Here is a 26847-nt window from a genome sequence, read left to right as displayed (position 1 = left end):
TGAAAGCGTGACACTATTAAAGTGAAGTATGCATGCGTTACGAGTATCTAACGGAACCTGCATCAACCAGTGACAAGAAATGAGGAGGGATGATCATGGATCTAACGATTCGAGGAAAAGCTTCCTGCACCAATTGCAATGAAAACTTTGATGGGAAGCTGGTCGTTCATTTACAAGAAGACAGCGAGGGGCAATTAACCATGGTACCACCGTTGGAAACGAATGAATTGGCAGAAGATGAAATCGCTATTCATTACGCTTACGGGGAAGTGAAGGAAGCCATCGAAGGAACCTTCGTATGTCCAAACTGTCAGACTGAAAATGAGGTTCGGATTGAAATTCCGACCGAGCTATTAGATGGCTCAATGAATTAAATCAATAATCAAATTGAAAAAGCTCTCTGTTCCTTGAACAGGGAGCTTTCGTTACCTATTGGTCATTGGTTTGTTTTGTGCCATCAAGGATTTGGACATTGAAATCTCGTAAGATGTCGAGTCCTTGCGACTCGTGGTTTTTACCAGCGACTAATGTTTTATTGATGGTGAAATCAGCGTCAGGAAAGGCGCTTTGGATCTCGATCGTATTGGAAAGGACACAGATGTTGGTTTCAACACCAGTGATTTCGATTTTCTTTTCTTCTTCAGGTTCAAATAGATTTTTCTTGATGTCGATCAAGACTTCAGGTGGAATACTGTAATAGTATTTCTTGACGACTTTTTCATTTTCGAGAGGCTTAAGTTCTGGGATCAGCTGCAGGGCAGCGGCTTCTTCATCAGGCGTTCCTTTGACTTCGATTGGGATGTCGCGGGTGTGTAAGATGTACTCCCCATCCGCCCGCGCTTGTTCTAGGCGCTTGGCGATTCGTTTGACGAGAGCAGCGCCATCTGGCACATACGCTTCGTTCTCTTCATCGAGAATTTGGTTTTGCATATCGACAATGACTAGCATGTGGTTACTCCCTTTCTATAAACATCGTTTTTTAATGGTCTGACGTGAGGTTGAAAAATAGGTGCTATTTCTATGATGCCCCACTTTTTTTATATTTTCAAAGAAAACGCTCTTCTTATCGTGAAACGGCAAAAATGTTATTTTTTTATTCGAATAACGATGCTTTTTGTTTGCTGAAAAGAAGAAGTAGTGATAGCTTTTAAATAGTACATTAAAAATAAATGAAAGTAGGTTAGGTTAAATGAGAAAGTTATTTTATATGGGGACTTTGCTTTTTTCAGTTGGTGTACTGGCGGCAGGATGCGGCAACAGTGAAACCGCTGATTCCTCGGGGAATGAGTCAGCAGATGGCAAAACGACATTGGATTTTTGGTCCTTCTGGGGGTCTGGTGCAAGACAAGAAGTAATTGAAGAAATTATTGATGATTTTAATGCGTCACAAGATAAAATCGAGGTCAAATACAGCTACCAGCCTTGGGGCGATATTTGGACAAAATCACTGTCGTCAATCACTGCTGGTAATCCGCCTGATGTTATTGTACAAGATATCAATTCTGTTGCTCAGCGGGCAGAAGCGCAGCAAGCAACGAATTTAAGCGAGTATATTGAAGAGGGCTTTTCTGATGAATTTTATCCGCAATTATGGGATACAGTGGAGTACGAAGGGGATGCCTATGCCGTTCCTTTCAATACAGATACGCAAGTGATTTTCTACAATAAGACACTCTTTAAAGAGGCTGGTATCAGTGAAGAGCAACTGCCACAAACGTGGGAGGAGTTAGAAACAGTTGCTCGTAAATTAGATGTCAAAAACGGTGATGATTTTGAGCGGATCGGTTTTTACCCATTGTGGAATTTAGGCGCTGACGTGTGGGCGTTGAATGCCGACGATGGCGTCAGCTGGTTTGACAAGGATGAGAACGTCAAAATCGATACAGACAACAAAGTCGAAGCGTTGGAATGGATCTTAGACTGGCAAGAGTATTATGGTCAAGATACCATCAATCGCTTAGAAGCTGAATTTGGTTCAGGGGTTGCCGATCCATTCATTTCTGGATTAGTGGCGATGCGTGCGCAAAACATCAACTACTACTCAAGTTTGGCGGAAAATGCACCAGATGACTTTGAATTTGGGGTCATTCAAATTCCTGAAAAAGAAAGTGGCTCTGGCCACTGGTCATGGGGTGGCGGGTTCGTCTTAGAAGTGCCATACGGTGCCAAAGATCCTGAAGCGTCCTATGAGTTTATCAAATACTTGTCGACACCAGAAGTTCAAGAGAAATTTGGTGAGAAGAGCTTTGATATCATGGCGAATCGGACAGCCAACGAAAACTTGGTCAACAACGACAATCTAGATGAAAATGGTCAAATGATCTACCAAATGGCGGATGAAAACTTTGCCAACACGGTGATCACGCCTGTGCCATTGACAGCGCCTGACTTCAGCAGTCTTGTCAATGAACAAATCGACCAAATCATGCTAGGCAGTAAAACACCGGCTGAAGGGTTGGCAGATGCGCAAAAAGCGGTGGAAGATCTTGTTGAGCAAAACAAATAAATTTCAAAACGAGCGTTTTTAAAAAAGAAGGAAAGTCCAGTCGGTTAGCGGACTGGGCTTTGCTTTCTGCTTTGCGAAGCGGACATGTTTTCTTGAACAAACAATGAGTAAAAATAGAATGGAGTGGAAGGAATGCCAAAGAAGCGTTCAAAAAGTAAACGGCAAGAAGCTCTTTGGGGCTACTTCTTCGTAGCGCCATTTTTGCTTGGGTTCGTGGTGTTTATGTTGGGGCCCATGCTGTTTTCCTTCGTAGGAAGCTTTACCGATTACAATCTGACTTCGAAAATGAATTTTATCGGCTTTAAGAACTTTACCCGCATGTTCACGCAAGATACCCTGTTTTGGAAATCTCTCTATAACACGGCGTATTTTGTACTTTTCAATGTTCCCTTGACAACGTTGTTCAGTGTCATTCTAGCCACTTTATTGAATCAAAAAATCCGCGGAATCAGTTTTTTCCGAACGACCTTTTACTTGCCAGCGATTCTTTCAGGGGTTGCCGTCTACGTCTTATGGATGCAATTATTATCTCCTTCCGCAGGATTGATCAATACCTTCTTGAGCTGGTTCAATATCAAAGGTCCGGCATGGCTGTTTGATCCCGAATGGACGAAACCAGCGTTGATTTTGATGAAGATTTGGAGTTCAGGGGGCGCGATGCTCTTGTATCTAGCTACCTTGCAAAATATTTCGCCGACACTGTATGAATCGGCTGAGATCGATGGGGCGGGAGTCTGGGCGAAATTCAAAAATATTACGATCCCGTTGATCACGCCGATCATCTTCTATGATGTGATTACTTCTACGATCGGTTCTTTTCAAATTTTCCAAGAAGCATACGTGATGACCAAAAATGGTACCGGTGGTCCGGCGAATTCGCTGCTCTTCTATAATTTGCATATGTGGAACAAAGCCTTCGTCGCCTTTGATATGGGCTATGCGATGGCCATGTCGATGATCTTGTTCTTGATCGTCTTAGTCTTGACCTTTATCAATCTCAAGCTGGCACCGCGCTGGGTTCACTATACCGGAGGTGGCAGCTAATGGAAATGACGACAAAAACACGAAGCAAATCAAGCCAACAGCGAGTCAAAAAAATCATCAGCTATGTGGTGATGTCGATCATCGGGATCGTGCTGCTGATTCCGTTGCTGTGGATGGTCTTTACATCATTGAAACCGATGGAGGAGATCGTGCGCTACCCGCCGACCTTTTTCCCAGAAGAAATCAATCTTGGCAATTATTTGGAGACTATCAACGCCTTTCCATTTTGGCAGTATGCAAAAAATACGTTATTCATTACCGTCTTAGTGGTCTTCGGGAATGTCTTATCAAATTCCTTCATTGCTTATGGGTTTGCAAAATTGGCCTTTCCAGGAAAAAATCTGATCTTTGCCCTCGTCTTGTCTACGATGATGATTCCTGGCTTTGTGACGATGATCCCGCAATATGTCTTGTTTTCCAAAATCGGCTGGGTCGGCACCTATCTGCCGCTGATCGTTCCAGCGTTTTTCGGGAACGCCTTTAACATTTTCTTGATGCGGCAGTTTTACTTGTCCGTTAACAATGAATTGATCGAAGCCGCTAAGATCGATGGCGCCAATCATCTTTATATTTGGAGCCATCTAATGATCCCATTGACGAAACCCGCGCTGATCACGATTGCCATCAACTCCTTCAATGGGGCGTGGAATGATTTCTTAGGACCATTACTGTATATTCAAAACCAAGAAAAGTACACGCTGCAGATTGGCCTGCAAGTCTTCCAAAACCAATCAACGACCCAGTGGAACTACTTGATGGCAGGAGCAACGCTTGTGCTATTGCCGACGATCTTGCTGTTCTTCCTCGCTCAACGCTACTTTATTGAGGGAATGGATCTGACGGGAGGTTCCAAAGGATGAGAACAAAAGTTACCCCGCAACGCTTAAACCAAGCGCTGTTGACTGGCATCAACTGGCTTCCGCATTTACTGGTTTTACAAGGCATGTGGCTGTTGTATTCCTTGCCTTTGATCACCAGTACCACCGCTAGTCGAGCATTGATCGAGACGTTGACGGAACTGCGTAACGATGGCTTGGTGGCAAGCAGCAAAGCTCATTTTCAGCAAGCATTTCATCAGCAGTGGGCAACAAGAAAAGGGCAAGACCGTTTGCTCAGTCTATTCTTCCTGCTGCTTTTGGCGGACAGCTTTATCTTTAGCCGTTTGCAGCACCCGCTGTTTCAGATCGCTAGTTACGAGTTAGCGTTCACCTTTGGCTTGTTTTGCTTGGTCTTACTTTATCAAACGAGGCTGCTTCACACCTATCCGCAGCAGCCCAGCTCATTGTTTTATAGTTTTTACCAGTTTGCTCGTTCACCCAAACGAGTACTGGCGCATCTTTTAGCAACAGTGACGCTTGTCTTGACCTTTTTGCTGTTTGGTCCAGTCTACTTATTGGTCTTAGGGATCAGCACCTTGTATTTAGTCAATGTCTTGCTCTGTGACCAAGCGCTCAAATAGAAAACAAACGGGTATCCCGAAACTTCCTTAGTGAAAAGCTAAGGAGTTTCGGTTTTTTTGTGAAAAGAAGGTTGACAGGGTCAAAAATTATGCCTATGCTGAATGTAAATTTAGTAAACAGTAAACAGATGAGGTGCAGCTATGGCAAGTATGAGAGATATCGCGAAATTAGCCGGGGTGTCGGTAGCAAGTGTTTCTAGAATCCTTAACAATGATGAAACCTTCAGTATCAATGAACATACGCGTCAGCGAGTCATTGAGATCGCCAACCAAATGAATTATTCAAAAGAAAAAAATCAACCCCATTCCCGTGAAGTCGGCGACCAAAACACGATTGCCATCATTACCCGCCACGATCGAGAGTCGGAAAGAAACGATCCGTATTTTATGATGATCCGCAACGGGATCGAAAAAGAAGCGGCGAAGTGGCGCTTAAAAACGATTCGGGCCTTTTCCATGCGGGAGCCTCAAAAAGATTTGGCACAATTGGCGAAGTATGGCGCAGTCATTATTATTGGAGAGATGACCAGCGATGCTTTGGCAGAAATCAGTCAGCAAAATGCCAATATTATCCTGGTGGATAATTATAGTGAAGCACCCAGCTACGATTGCATCCAAACCGATTTTGCCCAAAAGACTCACCAGATCCTCACGTTGTTAAAAGAGAAGGGCCATGAGAATATTGCCTTTGTGGGCGGTGTTGCCAGCCGAGTGACGATTTCTGGCGAAGTCGTTTACGATGAACAAGAGATTCGAGCAGAAAATTATCGCCAATGGATGCTGCTCAATAAATTGGAAAAGTTCACAACCGTGCTGCAGGGGAAATGGTCACCAGAGACTGGTTTGCATTTTGGTCAGCAGATCGCGCAAATGAATCCTCGCCCCACAGCGATCGTCGTTGCCAGCGATCCTATGGCTGTCGGGGTTTACAAGGCACTCGCTGAAGCGGGGCTATCGATTCCTAAAGATGTGTCAGTCGTTAGTTTTGATGATATCGAAATGGCGCAATTTATGACGCCCGCACTGTCTTCCGTCAAGATGAAAGCTGAAGAGATGGGGCAGATGAGTGTCGAATTAGCGAAAAATAAAATCCTTGGGGTGCGGACGATGCCTGTTCGCGTCGTTTGTGGCAGTGAATTGATCATTAGAGAATCGATTACCGGAAAAGATCAGTGACGTCTGATCTTTTTTTATTTTAGGGGTTGTGTAAACATTAACTAAACAACTATACTGATTGTAGTAAACGTTTACAGTTAAAAATAAAGGAGAAAACGAAATGAAGTTTATTGATAAATTAGCCGAAAAGATGGTGCCTTTTGCTCAGATCATTGCCAACAACAAATACTTGTTAAGTCTTCGTGATGGGTTTATGGTCGCTTTTCCTGCAACAATGTTTGCGTCAATTATGATTATTATTCAAAATCTGCCTGCTACTTTCGGACTCTCGGAAAAACTTCCAGAGGGATTCATCACGTTTCTAAACGACTTTTTTGGTCCTATCGGAAATGCGACCATGAGTATCACCGCTATTTTCGTTGTTTTTGGGATCGGCTATCAGTTGGCTGGCAAGTATGGACAAGCCAAATTATTTGCGGGTGCCATCTCACTGTCTTCGTTTTTGATGCTGCTGCCTTTTGGCTCATCCGAAGAGTTAGGTACAGTGATCCCCTTGTCGAAATTAGGGGCTGAGGGCATGTTTGTTGGAATCATCACGGCCATTATCGCTACGCAGATCTATTGCAAAATCAGTGCGGCTGGGCTGACGATCAAAATGCCAGATTCGGTTCCGCCAATGATCGCAGAATCATTTGTCGCCATCATTCCTGGTGCGGCACCGTTGTTCCTTTTCAATTTGATCCGCTACTTGTTCACCTTTACTTCATGGGGCAATGCCGTTGATTTCGTTTATGAGATTTTGCAAAAACCATTGATGGGCTTAGGCGGTACGTTGCCAGCAGTACTGATCGCCGTCTTGTTCACCCAATTCTTCTGGTGGTTTGGGATTCACGGGACACTAGTGGTCAATGCGGTGATCGATCCAATCATGAATGCGTTAGCGATTGAAAACTATGAAGCTTACAAAGCAGGGGCTGAACAATTGCCCCATATCATTAACACTACGTTTATGGGCGTGTTCGTCAATCAAGGAATGCAGCTGGGGATCTCGATTACAATGGCCTTCTTTATCGCTCGTTCGATTCGGATGAAAAAATTAATGAAGACCGTGATCGCGCCATCTGTTTTCAACGTATCTGAACCGATGACCTTTGGTTTGCCGATCGTCTTGAACCCGATCGCTTTTGTCCCATGGATCTTAGCGCCATTAGCCAGTACGACGATCTCTTACTTTGCGATCGCCGCAGGCTTGGTGCCACGACCAATTGGAGCAACGGTGGTTTGGACGACCCCAGTCTTCTTATCTGGTTGGTTAGGCACGGGTTCTGTTGCTGGTGCAATCTTACAGTTAGTGACGGTTGCCGTTATGACCTTGATCTGGGTGCCATTCTTGATCGTAATGGATCGCGGGTACTTGAAAGAAGAAAAAGCGGAAGCGGCATTAAATGAACAAGCGACATCTGAGACGATCAATCAAAGGGTAGAAGAAAGATAAGCCAAGAAACCGAAAGGAATGCAATACGCGCACCCTTTAGAAAGGAATTTGTGATGAGAACCGATACATTGTCTTGCAGTTATCAAATGAATACCACATCTACGGACTTTTCCCGTGTGTTATTGGTGGAACAAGAGAAATTCTTTCTAGCCAAACAAGCCCAAGAACCGTTCGGGGAAGGCTGCCGTATTGAAACGATGATTCAAACCAAAACCGCTCCGCGGATGGTACCAGCCGTCATGACGGTCAAAAAAATTGCCGCGGATGAGCTGTGGCTTCGTACGACCCATGAAGAAGGAGTGATCGATCAACGGTACAGTTTTGCTCCAGGACGAAAAGGGAAGCTGCAAGTCACGTATTCGGAACAAAGCCGTTTTGAGCAGCAGAAAACAACCTACAGTTTTATGCTGGCGGCGCTGTTTTACAAATTCTTTTTCAATCGTGGCGTCAAAAAACGCTTGCGTTATCTTGAAGCAGCTTGTCAACGAGCAGGGACAAATGAAAAAAATGGGGAAAATCGAGGATAGCAATGATAGAAATTAAAAACGAACAACTCTTTCACTTATACAATGAAAAAATCAGTTATATCATCAATGTGTTACCAAATCAGCAACTGGGTCATGTCTACTTTGGGCCATCTCTAGGCACACTGGCGCCATTTGATCAAGCGTACCTTGAGAAAAAAGAGAATAAATCGGCAGGAACTGTCAAATTTTTTGAAGCAGACAATCTTTTTACCTTGGCGGACCGTTTTCAAGAATTGCCAACATATGGGACTTCTGATTTTCGAGAAGGGGCAGTATCGGTTTTTGAGGAAGAAACCCCTCTTTATGTGGATTTTAAACTTGTGGCTTTTCACTGTTTTGAGGGCAAAGAACGAAAGCTGGCGCAACCCGCCAGCTTCGCGGCTGCCGATGAAAGCCAGAGCATCGTCTTTGAATTAGTAGATCAAGAGCGGCAGCTGGAACTGGCGATCACCTATACGATCTTCAAAGGATCAGGAACCATCACGCGGCAGCAAACATTGACCAATACGGGGAGCAAGCCTAGAACCATTCAGCGCTTTTTGAGTGGTGTCTTGGAGCTGAAAAATCGCAATTTTGAACTGTTGCACCTTTCAGGCGCCTGGCTGAAAGAACGGCATATCAAGACGGTCCCTTTGACCCAAGGGACGATCAGTGTCGGCTCGTTAAAAGGAGCGTCTGGTCATCAGCACAATCCTTTTGTCGCCTTAAAAGAACAGCAAGCCACCAATGACACTGGTCACGTCTATGGTGCCAACCTGATTTATTCTGGCAACTTTTTGGCGCAAGCGGAAATGGATGAATGGGACAACGTTCGATTGATGTTGGGGATACATCCTGAGCATTTCAGCTGGCAGCTTTCACAAGGAGAAACCTTTGAAGCACCAGAATGTCTCTTCACCTTCACCGCTGCTGGTCTGAATGGCTTGAGTCAAGAATCCGCCCAATTTATCGAAAAGCATGTGATTGCTCCTTATTGGCAAAAGCGGCAGCGGCCGATCGTCTTTAATAACTGGGAAGCGACATATTTTGATTTTAATGAAGAGAAGTTGTTGACCTTAGCCCAAGAAAGCAAGGCGTTAGGGATGGAGTGCTTTGTGCTGGATGATGGTTGGTTTGGGAAACGCAACGATGATCGCAGTTCATTAGGCGATTGGGTGGCGGACCCTGTCAAATTTCCAAAAGGAATCGGCTCTTTTGCTGAGAAAATTCATGCCATGCAGCTGCAACTGGGGATTTGGTTTGAACCGGAAATGGTTTCGCCAGATAGTCAGTTGTACCAAGAGCATCCTGAGTGGGTAGTCAAGCATCCTTATGAGCGGATCTCTGTGGGGCGCGGACAATACGTGTTGGATTTTGCCAATCCAGCAGTGGTTGAGGCAATTTTCGAAGCGATGCAAAAAGTGATCCTTGAAACCAAGCTGGATTACATCAAATGGGATATGAACCGCAATATCACGGAAGCTTACTCTCCCTATTTAGCAGAACAGGGAATTTCTCAGACGGAGTTTTATCATCGCTATATTTTAGGTCTTTATCGCTTATATGAAAAAATCTTAGCGGCGTTTCCGACCCTTTTGATCGAAGGCTGTGCTGGCGGCGGGGGGAGATACGATTTGGGGATCTTGTTTTACAGTCCGCAGATTTGGCCTAGTGATGATAGTGATGCAGTGGAACGTTTAGCGATCCAAAGCGGAACGTTGCTAGGGTATCCGTTGTCCTCCTTCAGCAATCACGTGTCGGCGGCACCAAACCACCAAGTCGGTCGGGCAACGTCTTTAGACTTTCGGCAAACCGTCGCAATGTTTGGGCCTTTGGGGTATGAACTCGATCTCTTTCATTTGTCTGAAGCTGAAAAGCAGGCAATCAAATCCCAAATCGTCTTTTATAAAAAACAGCGGCAATTGCTGACCTTTGGCACTTTTTACCAGCTGCAGCAGTTGGACCATGGCAATGAAAAAACTTGGGCGGTGTATGATCCGCAAAACGAAGAAGCATTGATTGCTTTCTTTCGCGTGTTGGCACAAGCCAATCCGACGGCGGAAGACTTTTTGCCCGTAGCCTTTCTCGATGGCCAACAGGTGTATCAGGTCAATGGCGAACCCGTCTCTGGTCAGTTGTTAAGGCAATTAGGGTTGCGTAAACCCTATCAGTTTAATGCCGTCAACCATGGAACGGCGCAAGTCACTGGCGATTTTCAATCATTTGTCTACCAGTTACAAGCCAAAAAAGGAGTAGAATGATGGGCAATCAATTGTTTGATCAGCAGTTTATGCATGGCGGGGATTACAACCCCGATCAATGGCTGGCTTATCCAGAAATCTTGCAAAAGGATCTTGCTTATATGCAGCAAGCCCATGTCAACACCGTCACATTAGGGGTGTTTGCTTGGAGTGCCTTAGAGCCGCAAGAAGGCGTTTATCGGTTTGACTGGTTGGATCGTGTGTTCGATCAGATCCATAGTATCGGCGGCAAAGTCATTTTGGCCACTCCTAGCGGTGGGCGTCCGCAATGGTTGAGCCAAAAGTATCCCGAAGTCAATCGGACCAACGCCCAAGGGCAAAAACATTCCCATGGGTTTCGCCACAATCACTGTTACTCTTCACCGATCTATCGGGAAAAGGTAACGCAAATCAATCAGCAGTTGGCAAAACGTTACGGCAAGCATCCGGCATTAGCCATGTGGCATATCTCCAATGAGTACTCTGGGGAATGCTTTTGCTCCTATTGTCAAGAAAACTGGCGCCGCTGGCTGCAAAAGAAATATGGTGATTTAGCCACGTTGAATCATGCCTGGTGGACTTCTTTTTGGAGTGGTACTTACTCCGATTGGTCGCAGGTTTTACCGCCTTCGCCTCTAGGAGAACACAAAGTGCATGGCATGGATCTTGATTGGAAACGATTTGTCACAGATAGGACGATCGATTTTTATTTGCATGAATGTACGCCGATCCGTCAACTGACCCCGGACATTCCTGTGACGACGAATTTTATGGCGGAAGGACATGCTACCCAAGATTTTATTCCTTTAGAAGGCATTGACTACAGCAAGTTTGCTCGTCATGTGGACATCGTTAGCTGGGATAGTTACCCTGATTGGAACAACAACTTTGAATCCCTGGCAGCGACAGCGATGAAATCCGCCTATGTGCATGACCAGTACTGGTCATTGAAGAAACAGCCCTTTTTAGTGATGGAATGCACGCCGAGTTTTGTTAACTGGCATTCCATCAATAAAGCGAAAAAGCCTGGTGTCCATCAGTTGAGTGCCATGCAACAGATCGCCCATGGCTCAGATAGTACCTTGTATTTTCAATGGCGCCAATCCCGTGGCAATTCAGAAAAATTCCATGGGGCAGTCGTGGGACATGATGATTCCACGGAGAATCGGGTCTTCAAAGAAGTTGCGGCTTACGGCAAGCGCTTGGAAAAAATCAAAGAAATTCAAGGAACCACCAGAAAAAAAGCAGTGGCGATTCTTTTTGATTGGGAAAGCAACTGGGCATTGAAGCGAGGTGGCGGGTTTGGGCGACCAACACGACGGTATCCCCAAACGTTGCAGGAGCATTATCGTTATTTCTGGGAACAAGACATCGCGGTCGATATTTTGACCCCAGAGCAAGATTTTTCTGACTATCAGTTGGTGATCGCTCCGATGCTTTACTTGATGACAGCAGAGACGATGGCAAAACTTTGCCAGTACACGGAAGCTGGTGGTACCTTGATTTCCAGTTACTTTAGCGGCATGGTCAATGAAACCGACCTATTGTATCTGGGGGGCTTGCCACAGCCGTTGCGAGGGTTATTAGGCATCAACGTGCTGGAGCTGGAAACTCTTTTTGACACTGAACATAATCAAGTGGTTTTTCAAGGACAGCCCTTTGAAACACGGGACTACTCTGCAATCATCGAAGCCGAAACAGCGGAGGTACTAGGGGAGTATCAAGCAGATTTTTACCAAGGAACCCCTGCGATCACCAAAAATGCCTTTGGTGCCGGCACCGCTTATTATCTGGCGGCTCGCACCAACTATGACTTTTTCGAACAGTTTTATGCCTCTTTGGCCCGTGAGTTGTCTTTGGCAGAGGAAAGGATCGCGCATGCCAACCCTGAAGTCTCGATCCAAGGCAGGATCAGTCCAGAACGAACGTACTTTTTCATCATGAATTTTTCTGAGAAAGAGCAGACATTGGACTTGATCAAAGAAGTCGTTGATTTAGAGACCAATCAAGCAGTCCCTCCAACAGTAACCTTGGCGCCGTATGAAGTGCGAGTGGTTTATTTTAACAATTAGCTGACTATTGGAAAAACCGTCCCTTTCGACAAACATAGAAAGGGACGGTTTTTTGATGAATGGTTTATCAGAAATCATTCTGGATCAGATGCTTGGTGCTTTTTCATCCATTGAGGCAATGCGGCACTGATTTGTGTCGGCAACACGACATAGTGCTCTTTTGCCAATGCTTCGCCAATTAGGCTATGGAGATAGACAGCCGCTTGGATCGTTTCCTCTGTTTTTTCAAACTGTGCCAAAAAGCTGGTGATCATGCCTGCCAGCGTATCCCCCATGCCGCCAGTCGCCATTGCGGGTGTTCCGAGGGGATTTTGGGCGATGCTGCTGCCGTAAATTTGCGTGCGATGGCTTTTTAAGACCACCAGACTTCCGAGTTTTTGTTGGGCTTGTTGGTTGTTTTCTTCTGTCTGATCGGCAATTGCCAGTCCGCTGAGCCGTTGCCATTCCATTTGATGCGGCGTGAAGACGACTTGTTCAGGAAAGGGGATGATCAGCGGATATTTGGCAGCCAAATTGATCGCCGAACCATCGATCACCAACCATTGGTGTTCTTTTTGGGCAGAAACGATCCGCTGCAGCAGATCAAAATTGCTTTTTCCTTCGCCTAATCCAGGACCAATCAGTAGGACGTCCGCCGATTCGGTGACCGTATCGATCAGTTCTGTTTGCTGCCAATCGACAAACATCGCTTCAGGCAAGCGAGCGTGCAGGGCGGTTCGGTTGACACCATCGGAGATCACGGTAGTCAAACCAGTTCCCCCATACACACAGGCTTGCGCAGCCATTAAGATCGCCCCACCGAATTGGCGGTTGCCCCCTACTAAAACGGCTCGGCCAAAGGTACCTTTGTGGCTTTTTGTCGGGCGCTGTTGGATCACTTTGGATAAAATCGCAGAATCAAGTTGCTCCATGCAATGACTCCTTTCGTTAATCAAAATCGAGTTATATTTATTATACCTGTTTCCTAGAAATTTCATAGAAAAGACCCATGGAAAAAGGCGCAATTTTTTTTCCTTTTTTGGTTTAAGAGTGTTATCATAAATAGCGAGAACAGAAATGGAGGGAACACTATGACAATCGATTGGAAAAAAGAGGTCGAAGCCCGCAAAGACGATTTGCTGAACGACTTGATTGATCTATTGAAAGTGAAAAGTGAAAGAGAAGATGATAAAGCGACTGCGGATGCACCATTTGGTCCTGGACCTCGTGATGCGTTGCTACACATGCTAGCTTATGGCGAACGTGATGGCTTCACAGTCAAAAACGTCGATAACTACGCTGGTCACATCGAATTTGGTGAAGGAGACGAAACATTAGGGATCTTCGGCCACATGGATGTTGTTCCTGCAGGTGACGGCTGGTCAACCGATCCTTATGATCCAGTCATCAATGACAACAAAATCTATGCTCGTGGTTCTTCTGATGATAAAGGTCCTTCAATGGCTGCCTATTATGGGATGAAGATCATCAAAGAATTGGGCTTGCCATTATCGAAAAAAATCCGTTTTGTCGTTGGTTCTGATGAAGAAAGCGGCTGGGCAGATATGGATTACTACTTTGAGCATGAAGAAAAGCCTGATTTTGGCTTCTCACCAGATGCCAATTTCCCAATCATCAATGGAGAAAAAGGAAATGTGACATTAGGGATCCATTTCCAAGGCAACAATGAAGGAGACTTCACGCTACAAAGCTTTACTGCTGGCTTGCGGGAAAATATGGTGCCAGGAACGGCAACAGCAAGCTTCATTGCTCCATCAACAGAAGAAGCATTAGCGATCGAAAAAGCCTTTTTCGATTACGTTGAAGCCAATCCAGTGACAGGCACGATTGAAACAGAAAATGAACAAGTGACGATTGAATTAGTCGGTAAAGGTGCCCATGGTGCCAGCCCACAATCAGGAATCAATGCAGGGACCTTCTTAGCTGTCTTCTTAGATAACTATGCCTTTGGCGGCGGCGCAAAACAATTCATCCATGCAGCAGCAGCCTATGTCCATGAAGATTTCTACGGTGAAAAATTAGGTGTGGCGTACGAAGACGAAAAAATGGGTAAATTGACTATGAATGCTGGCTTGTTTGCTTTTAAAGCGAACCAAGCAGGAACGCAAGCAGACAACTTTATCGCATTGAACTTCCGTTATCCTAAAGGGGTAACTGCGGAAGGACTTGAAATCGGTGTGGAACGCACCGTCGGTATGGAAGGGGCCACCGTTACCCGCAATGACCGCAACATGGAACCTCACTACGTGCCAGCAGATGATCCATTGGTAGAAACTTTATTGGCGGTTTATGAAGAACATACTGGCGAAAAAGGCTTCGAACAAATCATCGGCGGCGGCACATACGGCCGTCTATTGAAACGCGGCGTTGCTTATGGCGCAATGTTCCCTGGCTATGTCGACACCATGCACCAAGCCAATGAATTCATGAGCTTGGATGACCTATTCAACGCAGCGGTGATCTATGCAGATGCTATCTATCGTTTGGCGAAATAAAGAGACATTGATACCGTCTATTCTTTTTTAGCTGAGTCGATTTATTAATACTTAGATGAATAGAGGTAATAAAGGAATAGCAGTACGACTGATTGTTTCAATCATTGTCGTACTGCTATTTTATTACTTTGGGAAATAAATATTTTATTTTCGTTGGGTTATTTTATTATTGACATCAAATCATCCGAATGATTTACTTTTTGTAAGGAGTTGAAAAGTGATGCCTGATTTGATGAAATTTATTTTGGTTATTCTGGCGATTTGGTTGGTTTATCAAGTATTTACGACGATTTTATTTACCCTTTCCCAAAAAGCAGTTGCCAAACGAATCAAAAGCGGGAAGATGTCTGATCAGCAGTTGGCGAATTTGTACCACGCTGTAGCACGAGCAAATCAAGGAAGCAATTTCCAAGCGATTTTCTCTTATGGGCTCTTTTACCGCAGCCATGCAAAGCAAAGTGATGCGGTTTATGAACTGTATCGCGCTGAAATGGCGAAAAGAGATCTGCTATAACCAACTGTGAAGCAACTGCTTTCGAGAATATTGCTCGAAGTAGCAAAAAGCCTAGGTCCTGTACAACAAGTGCAGAACCTAGGCTTTTTTGTTATTTACTTGGCAGCAAGCTGTGACAGATAAGCACAGCTCTTTGCTACGACTATTTCTGGTCTTTGTTGCTTTTTTGATCCATACCGGCACCGATCGCTACACCTAGTGCGATGCCTAAACCCATGCCTAATGCCAGGTTGTCAAAAAACAGCATCCCAAATGCAGCACCTAAGGCCATTCCGACACCGATCCCCAGTCCCATATTGTTAGAAGCGGCTTCTTTTCCTTCAGACGTTTGCGGCGGTTTTTTCGTCATTGTGAAAAACCCCTTTCTTTTTAGTATAGAAGGGTTTTGTTTTGTTGACAAACATTCGAACTGCTGATCAGTGATATTTATCAGGAGGGTGCAGTTGCTTAGTAAAGTAAACGGGGTGAACCATTGGTCTATCTTCCGCCGGGCAAATAATTACGCTCGGGGTTGTAGCGGCGAATGATCTTATTTTCAGCAAGTACGTGCTCATAATAATAAACAGGCGCATCCTTAGTCTCTAGTCGAAAAACAAAGACGAGCGGAACCTTTAAGACGGAATAGCGCGCGGGGATCGCAATATACGATTTTTGGTTGCGCTCCATCGTCAGTGCGAATTCATCAAACAAAAGCGCCACTGGTGTGGGAAAGTTTACCAATTCATAATAGTGTTTTTCAAATGCATAGGTTTCTTGTTTTGCATAAGCGATTTTTGCAGCGGGCATACGCATTCACCTCACTTGAATTATACGAACGTTTGTTCTGTTTGTAAAGTGGAAAATCACCAAACGAGGAAAAAGGGGGCGTTCTCTATGAAAGAGATGTTTTGCTAACAAGAAATTTGCTACACTAGAGAAAAGAAGGAATCAAAAAGGAGCAGATACTATGGATTACGAACGTTTCGCACGATTACAGGCACGCTTTACCGATGAAAAACTGCTGACCAAAGAAGGGGTCTATCGGTTGCGTTTGTCAGGGAAGGCGCAGTTCGAACTAGCCTTTATCAAAACCGGCCCCTGTGGCGAGTCTATCTACCAGCCGCTGATCAAGGGCACTTTTGCTGAAAAAGAAGCAATCCCTACCTATTTGCTGGATCTTGCGGCGCAGCCTATGACGCAAATCAGTCAGCGAACCTCCGAAAATGAAGCAGTGTTAGATAAAGCGTTAGCAGCATTAATGGAAACATGTGAGCAGGCAGTTGCCGTCAACGAAGCCGCACAAGAAGCCACACGTTAATTACCATGACAAAAATATAAGAGCAGCCTGAACCTGATTTTTTACACTAAGCAAAAAAACGATCCTGACAAGATTCCTTGCCAGCGATCGTTTTTTATTTTCCCGTGGTGATTAGTGTCCTCATTCGCCGAAGTGGTCTGAGAAGCCTTGTTGCTTCATAAAGGCAGCGACATCTGGACGTCGCGGTTCACGGAAAAATTCCGTCATTTTCGTTTGCCAATTGGTTTGCTGTTGATTGCGACTGCGCTGTGCATAATAGGCTTCTGTCGTTTGGTTGTACTGGGCTGTTTGCTCCTGCGTCAGCGGTTGATACTGATCGACACTTACGATCGCTTCTTGGGGCAAGCGGACTTTCGGCTCATTTCTGTGTTGCGGATAACCGATCGTCAAGCCGAATAACGGAAACGTCAATTTTGGTAAGCCGACGAGTTCTGCGATACGAGGCAAATCATTGCGGATGCCACCGATGTAGCAAATTCCTAAGTCTTGCGCTTCAGCGTAAGCTACCATATTTTGGGCAGCGATGGTCGTATCAACGACTGACACAATAAATGGTTCCATCGTGGTTAAGTGGGTATCCGGCAATCCTGCTTGGGTCAGCAGCTGCTGATGCTTATGTAAGTCGGCGACAAAAAGGTAGAAGACGCCCGTTCGAGTGATATAGTTTGGGGCACCCGCGAGCTTTTCAATCTCAGCCAGCTTTTCGGGATCACTGACCTCAATGATCGAATAGGCTTGAACAAAATTCGAGCTGGAACCGCTCTGGGCAACCGTTACTAGTTTTTGCTTGAGTTCCTTTGATAGTGGCCGGGGTTGAAAATCTCTGACAGAGCTGTGGTGGGTAAAAGTATCAAAAAGATCCATCGTTTTTCCTCCTGTAACATACAAATTTCTTTCTTCCTTAGTGTAACAGAAAAAAAGGAATGGGAACAAAAAGAATGTTTTCAAAAAATTTTCAAATTGATGTTTTATAGTTGCCAAGCACAACAGTTTCCGTTATGATAATGATACATTCTTATTATTATTCCTTAGGGGAGTAACCGGTGGCGCAAGCTGCGATAATATCAACAGTAAGTAAGCTGGCGACAGCTTTCTGGTATTATTTGAAATGGTGAGACCTAAGACAAGCGTATACTTGTCTTAGGTCTCTTTTTTTCTAGCAGAGTGCCTAAGGAAAATAAAATTAAAAGGGGCAAAAAAATTGGCGAAAGAAATGTATCAAAAAGAAATCTCGGAAATTATGGCAGAGGTCCAGAGCAGTCCAGAGGGGTTGACGCAGCAAGAGGCAGCCAAGCGCTTAGAAAATGGCCTGAACCAGCTGAAGGAAGCACCTAAGAAATCTAGCTTTGCCTTATTCTTAGATACCTTCAAAGATGCGATGGTGATCGTCTTGCTGATCGTGGCAATCATCCAAATGGTTATGGGTGCCCACGTTGAGTCGATCGTTATCTTCGCAGTACTCTTGTTGAATTCCGTCGTCAGTGTGATTCAAACGAAAAAAGCCGAAGGGTCGTTAGACGCTTTGAAAAGCCTGTCGGCACCAGATGCTAACGTCATTCGGGATGGCAAAGAACAAAGTGTGCTAGCGAAAGAATTGGTTGTCGGCGACATCGTTATTTTAGAAGCTGGGGACTATGTACCAGCAGATGGTCGATTGATCGAAGAGGGTTCTTTGAAGGTCGATGAAGGAATGCTGACTGGGGAATCAACGCCAGCGGAAAAAGAATTAGGTGTGATCGATCGTACCGCACCGATCGGCGACCGTGACAACATGGTCTTCAGTGGAACGATCGTCACTTATGGGCGTGGTCGGTTTATCGTAACCGCAACTGGTAATGTGACAGAAATCGGTCAAGTGGCGGGCTTATTGGAAAGTACGGTTGAACACAAAACGCCATTGCAAAGAGGACTGGACAGCTTCAGTAAAAAACTTAGCTTAGCGATCTTGGTCCTTTCATTGATTATTTTAGGGGTTCAAGTCGCACGGCTGTTCTTAGGTGACGGAACAGGTGATATGACGGAAGACTTAGTCAACGCCTTTATGTTTGCGGTAGCCGTAGCCGTAGCAGCGATTCCAGAAGCATTGCAATCGATCGTGACGATCGTCCTTTCGATCGGAACAAAACAAATGGCGAAGCGTCATGCCATCATTCGAAAACTACCAGCGGTTGAAACATTGGGTTCAACGAGTATCGTTTGTACCGATAAGACAGGGACCTTGACCCAAAACAAAATGACCGTTGTTGACTACTATTTACCAAATGGGCAAACGGGCACGTTCCCCGATGAGCCAACTACCTGGACATTGCCTGAAAAACGCTTGGTAGAAATCAGTGTCTTGGCCAATGATGCTGCCATCAGTGAAGATGGGGCGAAGCTAGGAGACCCTACTGAAATTGCGTTTCTGGATTACAGTGAGAAACTAAATCAGCCGTATCGGGCGATTCGTCAACAGTTTCCTCGTTTGCAAGAATTGCCTTTCGATTCTGATCGTAAATTGATGTCCACCTTACATGAGATCGATGGCGAACATTTATTGTTGACCAAAGGTGGTCCAGACATCGTCTTTGGCCGCAGTACTAAAGTCTTGATCGATGATCAAGTCGTGCCTTTAACAGATGAAATCAGAAATAAGTTGCAGCATCAAAACGAAGAATTCTCAAAACGGGCATTACGAGTCTTGGCGTTTGCTTACCGTCCATTGACCGATGCCCAATCACGAGAATTGACACTAGAGGATGAAAACGAGCTGATTTTGGTTGGTTTGATGGCAATGATCGATCCTCCTCGTAAAGAAGTCAAACAAGCCGTAGCGGATGCTAAATCTGCTGGTATCAAAACAGTGATGATCACAGGGGACCACAAAACGACAGCCGTGGCGATCGCACAAGAGATCGGTATTTCAGCCGAGGGCGATTTAGCCTTGACTGGTACGGAATTGGATGCTCTTTCTGAAACCGAACTAGAGGATCAATTAGACAAAATCACAGTCTATGCTCGTGTTTCGCCGGAAAACAAAATCCGTATCGTACGGGCTTGGCAAGACAAAGGCAAGATCTCTGCCATGACCGGAGATGGGGTCAATGATGCACCCGCCTTGAAACAAGCGGATATCGGGATCGCAATGGGAACTGGAACGGACGTTGCCAAAGATGCAGCGGCGATGGTCTTGACGGATGACAACTTTGCCTCGATCATTCGTGCCGTAGAAGTTGGCCGAAACGTCTTTGACAACATCAAAAAAGCCATTTCGTATTTGTTTGCTGGAAACTTAGGTGCGATCATTGCGATCATCTTTGCCTTAGTGATGGGTTGGGACAATCCATTTACTGCCTTGCAGCTGCTCTTTATCAACTTAGTCAACGACTCATTACCAGCGATTGCTCTTGGAATGGAAAAAGCCGAACCAACCATCATGCAGCGCCAGCCAAGAGATCCAAATGCAGGTATCTTCACTGGAAAAACATTGATCTCAGTAACGTATCGCGGTATTTTGATTGCCGCTGTCGTGATTTTGGCACAATGGTTAGGAATGAACCAATCACCTGAATTAGGTGTAGCGATGGCCTTCTCAACACTTATCTGGAGCCGAACATTGCAAACATTGCCAGCACGCTCAAACACTGAGACTGCTTGGCAAGCTGGCCTTTTTGCCAATAAAATGGTGTGGTTGGCGATCGTCGTTTGTGGTGGACTATACAGCATTACCTTGATTCCTGGCATCCGTGAAGTCTTTGCGATTCCAGCAACCTTCACTTTGGGACATGTCGGTCTATGTATCGCAATGGCTGCTGTGGCAGTTGTTTTGATGGAAATCACGAAACTGATTATTATTGCCGTTCAAAAACGTCAAGGAAACGCCTAAAGCAAAAAACGTATCGATCCTTTGATCGATACGTTTTTTTGTCGTTTCTCCTCACTGCTTAGTTGAGTTTTTTCAGCTGACTGATTTGGGCAGCGACTTGCTTTAAGAAGGCTTCTTGACCAGCCGGCTGTTCTTGGCTGTAAAGATAGGCTTCGTATTGCTGCGTCAAGCGGATAAAATCACCATGGAACAGTGGATAGAAGGCTTCGAGTCGTTGGGCATAATCGATCAACGGCTCCGCCTCGTTACGGTACAGCACTTTCGTCGTTTGCCGTAAAAACAAAGGATAGGCAGCAACTAGCGGCTGTTTGTTAAAGCGGCAGATCAACCATAAATGAATACGGAAAAACGAATGGCGGAAATAGAAAAGCAGGCCAAGTCCTAAGATAGCTAAGCCTCCAAAGAAGCCATTGCGCAGCGTTTGTTTCAGCTCCTCAGTCAACCAAACGTCATTGGTAACCGCGGCTGTTGCAGAACTGCTGGTCGTGGTTTCACTACTTTCTGTTTCCGTATTGCTCGTTGGTGTTGTCTCGCTGCTAGCGGTCGGTGTTTCTTCGGAGCTAGTAGATTCTTGCGTCAACACGGGACGATCTGGATTTTGGAAACTAGGGGTCGGTTCAAAAGGCACCCAGCCGTATCCGTCAAAGTAGACTTCCACCCATGAGTGGGCATTCAAGTTACGGATAGTATAAGTAGTGATGCCGTTTTCTGTCACGGGGGATCCAGGAGAAAAGCCTTTAGCCCAGCGAGCAGGGATCTCTAAACTCCTTAGTAGCACGACCATTGCCGTGGAAAAATTGTCGCAGTAGCCGACTTGTGATTCAAATAAAAATTGATCAACGTAATCTTGCTCTTCTGCAGGCACGACGGCATCGGTCTTGGAATAGCGGAATACGAGTGGATCTTTCAAATAGCTTTCAACCGCCGTGACTTGATCAAACAGACTGTTGCTGTCAGCGGTGATCTCAGCGGCGAGATCTCGTACCCGCTGCGGCAAAGAATCGGGTAACTGGATATAATCGATCGGAGAATCCGGATAGATCAAAGGCAGATTTTGGAGATTTTCTGCGGCAAAATCTGGATGGTCCCAATCGAAGGTCAAGGTGGTGTCTGGGAGTGGATCAATGAGATCGACCCGCTGGATGGCATCGCTGATTTGAAAACCGCGAGCACCGTTTTCAAGGGACAACGTGCTGCGTCCATAGGGCAATGGAACATAGTCTCCATGGTTTTGAAATTGGACCCGAACGGATTCGTTCTCAAGATAGGCTTGCTGATAGCTTTGATCCGCGATCGTGATGCCCTCTGCTTCCAAGCGAGCCTCTTCGCGGCTCGTACTGATCCAGCCTTTACCAGAATAAAAGTCTTTGCTTTCCACCCGCCAGTAATGCGGGGTTTCTTGTTGCGCTTCAAATAAGATCGTCGCATCATCCAGTAGTGGTCCGCCTAATTGACGGTCGTTTTCACTGAATCCTGTGCGAGAGCCGCTGGGCGTGCCATGTTCTTCAATAAATTGATAAAAACCCAGCTGATTCAGATTTGTCCGTATAGGCGTGGAACGGGCTGCCAACTGATCCCGCAGGCTCGTTTGCGGCAAGTAGACAGCAGTGACGGCTAATCCACCAATCAATAGCATCACGGCGAACCAGGGGGCGATCATTTGACTAGATTGAAAGGCGCTGCGCTGGATCAGTGAAGAAGCCAAGGCACAAAGAAAAATACCGATCAAATGCCACGTCAAATCAAATCGATTAAAAATCACGACTGTTAGCAGGTAGCCGATCATGGTAGCGTAAATCAAGAAAAAGCGTTGATAAGCGATCGGTAAGATCGCTAAAAACAAAACCCAACTAACGATCAATGTCACCGCCGCCAGTTCGGTGATATAGCCGACTTCACCGCTGAGAATCTCTTGAAAGGCACGGTGCAGGTCTAGCCAAAAACGCAGCAGCCAATCAAAAGAAAAGGCAGTCCCATAAGGAAAGATCCGATACAAGACGATCAGCCAAGCGGCTGCCAGCAAAGGCAAACTGTAACGGACTTTCGGCACCACGGTCAAAATCAAACAGACACTAAAGGCATAAGTTAAAAGGGTGAACTGATTGCCAAGGTCATAAACTGCGATAAACGGCAAGATCACCAGTGATAGACTGAGAAAGGTCAGAAGACCAATCAGCGCTTTCTTAATAAATCTCATCCTACCGCCTCCTCAAGTTTATTCAACTGCCTCATTAAATCAGCGTAGGTAAACACTTGGCAGCTGTTTTTTGCTTCCAACTGACTGAGGTAGTCTTCCAGTTGTGGGGTAAAAACCGGGGTAATGAAGACAAGATGGCTGCCAGTCAAAAGCGGTACCCCTTCAGGAACTTTCTCGAAGGGAAGGATCTGGGCATAGGCAGCGGCATCCGTTTGGTAAGGAGAAGTCAATCCGTCACCAATCAAGAGCGGCTGAAAAAGTCGTTGATTTTGCGAGAAATGGTGGATCGAATAAAACAGTGTCAAAGTCTCTTCAAAAGCAGGATGATCTTCTCCCCAAAAGAGCAGAACGATGTCTTGTTCTTCTTCATGTTCTCGTTCGCGATAGATCAATTCCTGTTGTTTGCTGGATAATTTCCAATCGATATTTTTTAAGGAATCCCCTAACTGGTATTGACGGAACTGTCGAATAGAAAAATTGGGTTCCCCGTGGGTTTGGCTGCGGACTTGCTGTTTAAAAAATGGCAGCAGGGTAACAGCTTCTGGCGCCAATTTAGGCAGGATCAAAATCGATTGTTTCGCAACTGCAGCGTAGCTTTTTTCAAAAAAGCCAAAGAGATCATGGCTGGACAATTGAACGGGCAATTCTTCATAGCTGCCTCGCTCCTTTGGGGTCCAAGGCAGCTGCAGCCGAATCAGATTGCCTCGATAAAAGGCGCTGTGATGACTTTCCTTGAAACGATCGTCAAACTGTAAGGTGAAATCGACCAGCGGCAGCAGCGTCGGGCGATACTTGAAGACTTGCAGCGGTAAGGTGATCGCTGTGTGTGTTTCAGCTTGGATCGATTCTTCTAAAATGATTTGGACCTTCTTGAGGGAGGGGAGCAAGAATACTGCATCAAGCAACAATAACAAAGTCAGCAAAAACCAAAGGCTCCAGCCAGCATTATTATTGAAGATCACACAGTAAGCCAGCAGCAGAAAATAGGCAGCGCTAAACAACAGGAGGCGCAGTAGGCGTTCAAGCTTCTTTTTCTTCATCGCTATCTCCTCGTTGGGACAGGCACTCGTTGGATCATCTGTTTCATCAAGTCTGAAAGGGTCTCCGTGCTGGCATGAACGCCGCCTTTCAGTAATAAACGATGACCGAAGACTGCTGGTAAAATTCGCTGCAAGTCTTGCGGCGTGACAAAGGTCCGACCTTCCGTCAATGCTAACGCTTTTGCCCCTTTTAAGAAGGCGATCCCACCACGAGGGCTGATACCAAGGTCAATGGCATTATGCTGACGGCTCGCTTGAACCAGCTGCAATGCGTAACGGGCGACCCGCTCATCGACATACACGTCATCGACCATCGCTTTTAAAGCGGTCACTTCATCAGCATGTAAAATGGTTTGGATCTGATCCAAGCTTTGCTGTCGTTTTCCAGTCAAGAGGGCGAGCTCATCTTGAAAATCTGGATAACCGATATGCAGTCGGAACAAAAAACGATCCAATTGGGCTTCAGGCAAAGGATACGTTCCTTCATATTCGATTGGGTTTTGGGTAGCTAACACAAAAAAGTGGGGGCTCAATGGGTACGTTTGATTATCGATGGTGACATGATTTTCTGACATGGCTTCTAAGAGCGAGGCTTGCGTCCTTGGTGTGGTGCGGTTGATCTCATCTGCCAAGAGGACGGAGGTGAAGATCGGACCAGGACGAAACTCGAACTGGTGGCTTTGGGAATTAAAAATCGAGACACCTAATATATCGTTAGGCAAAAGGTCAGGGGTAAACTGGACTCGCTTGTAGTCACTCTGAATGGCTTTTGCTAACGACTTGACCAACATTGTTTTCCCGACACCGGGAATATCTTCGAATAAAACGTGCCCGCCAGCAAGCAGCGCAGCTACGGTAAATTGGATCACATCTCGTTTGCCTAAAATCACTTTTTCCACTTCTGCGATCAAGGCATTAATTTTTTGTAATTCAGCGGTCATGAAACAACCTCCTTGCGTTCTTTTCTTCTATTGTAACGGTTTTCTAGAACTGTCGCAATTTTCGTGTAACAATTAAAGAAAATTTCAAGAATATTCTAAATAATGAAGAAAAATCAGTGTGACGGAAGACGTAACAAAAGCAGACCCCCGAATGGTTCATCAGGTGTCTGCTTTTCATGGAAATGATGGACCCATTTGTTAAAGGGATGCGCGCAAAAGCTCAGCGGCGATCTGATCCGCCTGCCGTAAATTCCAAGCATCAGTTCCCGGCTGAGCAGTGGCAGCCGTCAGCCAGTGGATGCCTTCTGTGGGAATCCCAAAACAATAGAGGGTAGTGTAGGGGCGTTCATCTGGTCCAAGGACCTGATTGGTCTCTGGATCGATGGCGATAGCTCCCGTCTCAAAAGGCTCCTCATTGGGGATCGGCAACTGGTGCGGGTGAATGATCCGATCGTTTAGCAGTTGCCGCAACAAGGAATTGTTGGTTCGACGAATCGCTGTCGATGGAATGCGGGCCTCAATTAGTTGCGTCGCGTGATAGCGTGTGTCGGGAAATCGCTTTGAATACGTACAATAAGCCTCCTCGATCTCAACAGTCATGTCAGGACCTAGTAAGGTCACCACTCCGGCTTCCATCAATGCCACTAGTTCCTGCAGGCGCCTAACTGGCGGACCGATCGATAAAAAGCTGTTTAAGGGAACGAAAGACTGCCAAAAGAGTGTTTTCAGGTCTTGTGCTGGCATTAGCTGATGATCGAGAACAAACCGAATCGGGTCCCGCAGATCTTTGAAGACTTCCAAGGCACTGCTGATAGGTCCCGTTAGATTGCCTTTTTCGGCATCTTGAATTTGGGTACGTAATAGTGCAATGAAAAAGTCTTGCAACGACTGCTGCTTTTTCTGAGCAAAGGGATCGGCTAGTTGTTGCCATGACCACCACTCCGTCGTAGGAAGCTGCCATTTTTTCAGCAAGTCTTCAGATCCTTCCGTGGCAACAAAGGCGGCGGTAAAAGCGGCAAGCTGATCTTTGACAAGCCGTTGTTTTTCTATAAGCAGCGTTTGATAATAGACGAGTTCTGCCTCTTTTTTTAAATAGAAGAGCAGGGTCTTGCCAGCAACCGTTTTGGCTGCTTGCCAAGCAGCGAGGCGTTCAGGGGTCAAAAAAACGGGCTTTCGCTGCTGGGTCGGTGTTTTTTGATTGCGGCCGCGAGGATGATACGGGACACCCCGCCGAGAACCGGCGATGATTTGCGGTTCTTCACCAGAAGGTTGATAGACGAGGGTTCCATTGACTTTGACGAAGGTGCCGCCCCGACCGCTGGTCAAGCGGGTGACGTAATCGTAAAAGGCAAGTCCTAGTCCCCGTAAAATCACAGGTTCGCCAGCTTTCACCGCCGTTAGATCCGTATCTGCCGCATTGACTGGCGGTGCATAAAACCAGCCATTTTTTTCGGCAGCATTCGCCAATTGTTGTTCCCCTGATGACAGCTGGGTCTGTGAATGTCCTGTAGCTAAGACGACGGCATCAACAAGGAATGTTTGGTGAGCCGTCGTCAATTGGTAACGATTGTTGGAAAGCGGGGTCAAGGAGCTGACCCTATCTGACAGATGATTGACGGTAATGGATTCAGGCAGCTCTTTTAACAGCTGCTGATAAAACCACTGCTGATAGAGTCCATATAAAGCCCGTGAGCAATGCCCGTTCGGATCAAGTGAATCAAGTGCTGTGCATTCCGCAACGAGCTCAGGGGCATGCGTGGCTGCGAAATGTTTCCCTTCTGTCACTGCCCATTCGTATAAGGTAGGTCCTTTGACCACGGGGCCGCCGGTGCTTAATGTGTCATCCGTGAAAAGGGTGACTTGACTGGTCACAGAATTCAATAGCAGATCTGCCGATTGATCCGTGCGCCAAACTGCCCCAGGAAGAAAGGGATCAAACAGCAGCAAGTCGATGGCTTGTTTGTTTTGTTTGCTATGAGCAATCAGTCGTTCGGAAAGTGAAAGTCCACGAGGACCAGCACCAATGATTGCTATTTTCATATCACACCGCCTCAATTATT

General features: G+C 45.9%; 23 protein-coding genes. 14 read left to right on the top strand and 9 right to left on the bottom strand.

All coding sequences use genetic code 11. From position 1 onward, the window contains the following. Positions 1-89 precede the first annotated feature (89 nt). The gene (locus tag ENLAB_RS03640; RefSeq protein ID WP_026008050.1) at positions 90-374 is read left to right on the top strand and encodes a hypothetical protein; all 285 of its coding nucleotides are present in this window, start codon (positions 90-92) and stop codon (positions 372-374) included. A 55-nt stretch (positions 375-429) separates the two neighbouring features. On the opposite strand, the gene ENLAB_RS03635 is transcribed toward ENLAB_RS03640, so the two are convergent. Further along, entirely contained in the window at positions 430-948 is a 519-nt protein-coding gene (locus ENLAB_RS03635; RefSeq protein WP_244352673.1) for a cysteine hydrolase family protein, read from the bottom strand. A gap of 241 nt (positions 949-1189) precedes the next feature. On the opposite strand from ENLAB_RS03635, the gene ENLAB_RS03630 reads away from it, so the two are divergent. From ENLAB_RS03630 to ENLAB_RS03590, 9 genes are all read left to right on the top strand, one after another. Next, the gene (locus ENLAB_RS03630) at positions 1190-2506 is read left to right on the top strand and encodes an ABC transporter substrate-binding protein (protein ID WP_008379010.1); all 1317 of its coding nucleotides are present in this window, start codon (positions 1190-1192) and stop codon (positions 2504-2506) included. Between the two features lie 132 nt (positions 2507-2638). Continuing rightward, complete coding sequence (locus ENLAB_RS03625; protein ID WP_244352672.1) at positions 2639-3550, top strand: carbohydrate ABC transporter permease; 912 nt, start codon at positions 2639-2641, stop codon at positions 3548-3550. Further along, positions 3550-4410, top strand: a complete 861-nt coding sequence (locus ENLAB_RS03620; RefSeq protein ID WP_005225484.1) for a carbohydrate ABC transporter permease — start codon at positions 3550-3552, stop codon at positions 4408-4410. The genes ENLAB_RS03625 and ENLAB_RS03620 overlap by 1 nt, the downstream gene beginning before the upstream one ends. Next, positions 4407-5009 (top strand): hypothetical protein, encoded by a 603-nt coding sequence (locus tag ENLAB_RS03615; RefSeq protein ID WP_244352671.1) that lies wholly within the window; start codon positions 4407-4409, stop codon positions 5007-5009. Before ENLAB_RS03620 ends, ENLAB_RS03615 begins: the two co-directional genes overlap by 4 nt. A 141-nt stretch (positions 5010-5150) precedes the next feature. After that, positions 5151-6185 (top strand): LacI family DNA-binding transcriptional regulator, encoded by a 1035-nt coding sequence (locus ENLAB_RS03610; RefSeq protein ID WP_244352669.1) that lies wholly within the window; start codon positions 5151-5153, stop codon positions 6183-6185. A gap of 100 nt (positions 6186-6285) precedes the next feature. Next, positions 6286-7620 carry a PTS sugar transporter subunit IIC gene (locus ENLAB_RS03605; RefSeq protein WP_015509292.1) on the top strand — a complete coding sequence of 445 codons (1335 nt, stop codon included), beginning with the start codon at positions 6286-6288 and terminating at the stop codon, positions 7618-7620. A gap of 53 nt (positions 7621-7673) precedes the next feature. Beyond that, a complete protein-coding gene (locus tag ENLAB_RS03600) occupies positions 7674-8147 on the top strand; it encodes a hypothetical protein (RefSeq protein ID WP_244352667.1) in 474 nt (157 codons plus the stop codon). A gap of 2 nt (positions 8148-8149) precedes the next feature. Then, positions 8150-10387, top strand: coding sequence for an alpha-galactosidase (locus tag ENLAB_RS03595; RefSeq protein ID WP_244352665.1), 2238 nt, complete (start codon positions 8150-8152; stop codon positions 10385-10387). After that, complete coding sequence (locus tag ENLAB_RS03590; RefSeq protein ID WP_244352664.1) at positions 10384-12438, top strand: beta-galactosidase; 2055 nt, start codon at positions 10384-10386, stop codon at positions 12436-12438. The genes ENLAB_RS03595 and ENLAB_RS03590 overlap by 4 nt, the downstream gene beginning before the upstream one ends. Before the next feature lie 74 nt (positions 12439-12512). Here the strand turns inward: ENLAB_RS03590 and ENLAB_RS03585 are convergent, their stop codons facing one another. Next, entirely contained in the window at positions 12513-13349 is an 837-nt protein-coding gene (locus ENLAB_RS03585) for an NAD(P)H-hydrate dehydratase (protein ID WP_081116578.1), read from the bottom strand. 159 nt (positions 13350-13508) lie between these two features. On the opposite strand from ENLAB_RS03585, the gene pepV reads away from it, so the two are divergent. After that, on the top strand, positions 13509-14933 hold the full coding sequence (gene pepV, locus ENLAB_RS03580) for a dipeptidase PepV (RefSeq protein WP_005225493.1): 1425 nt from the start codon (positions 13509-13511) through the stop codon (positions 14931-14933). A 220-nt stretch (positions 14934-15153) separates the two neighbouring features. Next, positions 15154-15447, top strand: coding sequence for a hypothetical protein (locus ENLAB_RS03575; RefSeq protein ID WP_244352663.1), 294 nt, complete (start codon positions 15154-15156; stop codon positions 15445-15447). Positions 15448-15589: 142 nt separating this feature from the next. Here ENLAB_RS03575 and ENLAB_RS03570 read toward each other — a convergent pair whose 3' ends face one another. After that, on the bottom strand, positions 15590-15796 hold the full coding sequence (locus ENLAB_RS03570; protein ID WP_244352662.1) for a glycine zipper domain-containing protein: 207 nt from the start codon (positions 15794-15796) through the stop codon (positions 15590-15592). Between the two features lie 128 nt (positions 15797-15924). After that, complete coding sequence (locus ENLAB_RS03565; protein ID WP_008378984.1) at positions 15925-16233, bottom strand: DUF5960 family protein; 309 nt, start codon at positions 16231-16233, stop codon at positions 15925-15927. 160 nt (positions 16234-16393) lie between these two features. Between ENLAB_RS03565 and ENLAB_RS03560 the strand changes: the two genes are divergently transcribed. Continuing rightward, positions 16394-16744 carry a hypothetical protein gene (locus ENLAB_RS03560; protein ID WP_244352661.1) on the top strand — a complete coding sequence of 117 codons (351 nt, stop codon included), beginning with the start codon at positions 16394-16396 and terminating at the stop codon, positions 16742-16744. A gap of 120 nt (positions 16745-16864) precedes the next feature. Here ENLAB_RS03560 and ENLAB_RS03555 read toward each other — a convergent pair whose 3' ends face one another. After that, a complete protein-coding gene (locus ENLAB_RS03555) occupies positions 16865-17608 on the bottom strand; it encodes an NADPH-dependent oxidoreductase (protein ID WP_244352660.1) in 744 nt (247 codons plus the stop codon). Between the two features lie 349 nt (positions 17609-17957). Between ENLAB_RS03555 and ENLAB_RS03550 the strand changes: the two genes are divergently transcribed. Continuing rightward, a complete protein-coding gene (locus ENLAB_RS03550; protein WP_244353410.1) occupies positions 17958-20609 on the top strand; it encodes a cation-translocating P-type ATPase in 2652 nt (883 codons plus the stop codon). Between the two features lie 58 nt (positions 20610-20667). Here the strand turns inward: ENLAB_RS03550 and ENLAB_RS03545 are convergent, their stop codons facing one another. The 4 genes from ENLAB_RS03545 to ENLAB_RS03530 all read right to left on the bottom strand — a co-directional run bounded on the left by ENLAB_RS03545 (position 20668) and on the right by ENLAB_RS03530 (position 26827). Beyond that, positions 20668-22806: a transglutaminase-like domain-containing protein gene (locus ENLAB_RS03545; RefSeq protein ID WP_244352658.1), complete on the bottom strand. Its 2139-nt coding sequence runs from the start codon at positions 22804-22806 to the stop codon at positions 20668-20670. Next, positions 22803-23846, bottom strand: a complete 1044-nt coding sequence (locus tag ENLAB_RS03540; protein ID WP_244352656.1) for a DUF58 domain-containing protein — start codon at positions 23844-23846, stop codon at positions 22803-22805. The genes ENLAB_RS03545 and ENLAB_RS03540 overlap by 4 nt, the downstream gene beginning before the upstream one ends. A 2-nt stretch (positions 23847-23848) precedes the next feature. Further along, positions 23849-24787, bottom strand: coding sequence for an AAA family ATPase (locus tag ENLAB_RS03535; protein WP_244352651.1), 939 nt, complete (start codon positions 24785-24787; stop codon positions 23849-23851). Positions 24788-24985: 198 nt separating this feature from the next. Then, positions 24986-26827: an FAD/NAD(P)-binding protein gene (locus tag ENLAB_RS03530; protein WP_244352647.1), complete on the bottom strand. Its 1842-nt coding sequence runs from the start codon at positions 26825-26827 to the stop codon at positions 24986-24988. Between the last annotated feature and the right edge of the window lie 20 nt (positions 26828-26847).

Source organism: Enterococcus innesii (genome assembly GCF_022846515.1).
GTDB classification, from domain to species: Bacteria; Bacillota; Bacilli; order Lactobacillales; family Enterococcaceae; genus Enterococcus_D; species Enterococcus_D innesii.
This window is presented reverse-complemented; position numbering and strand designations above follow the sequence as displayed.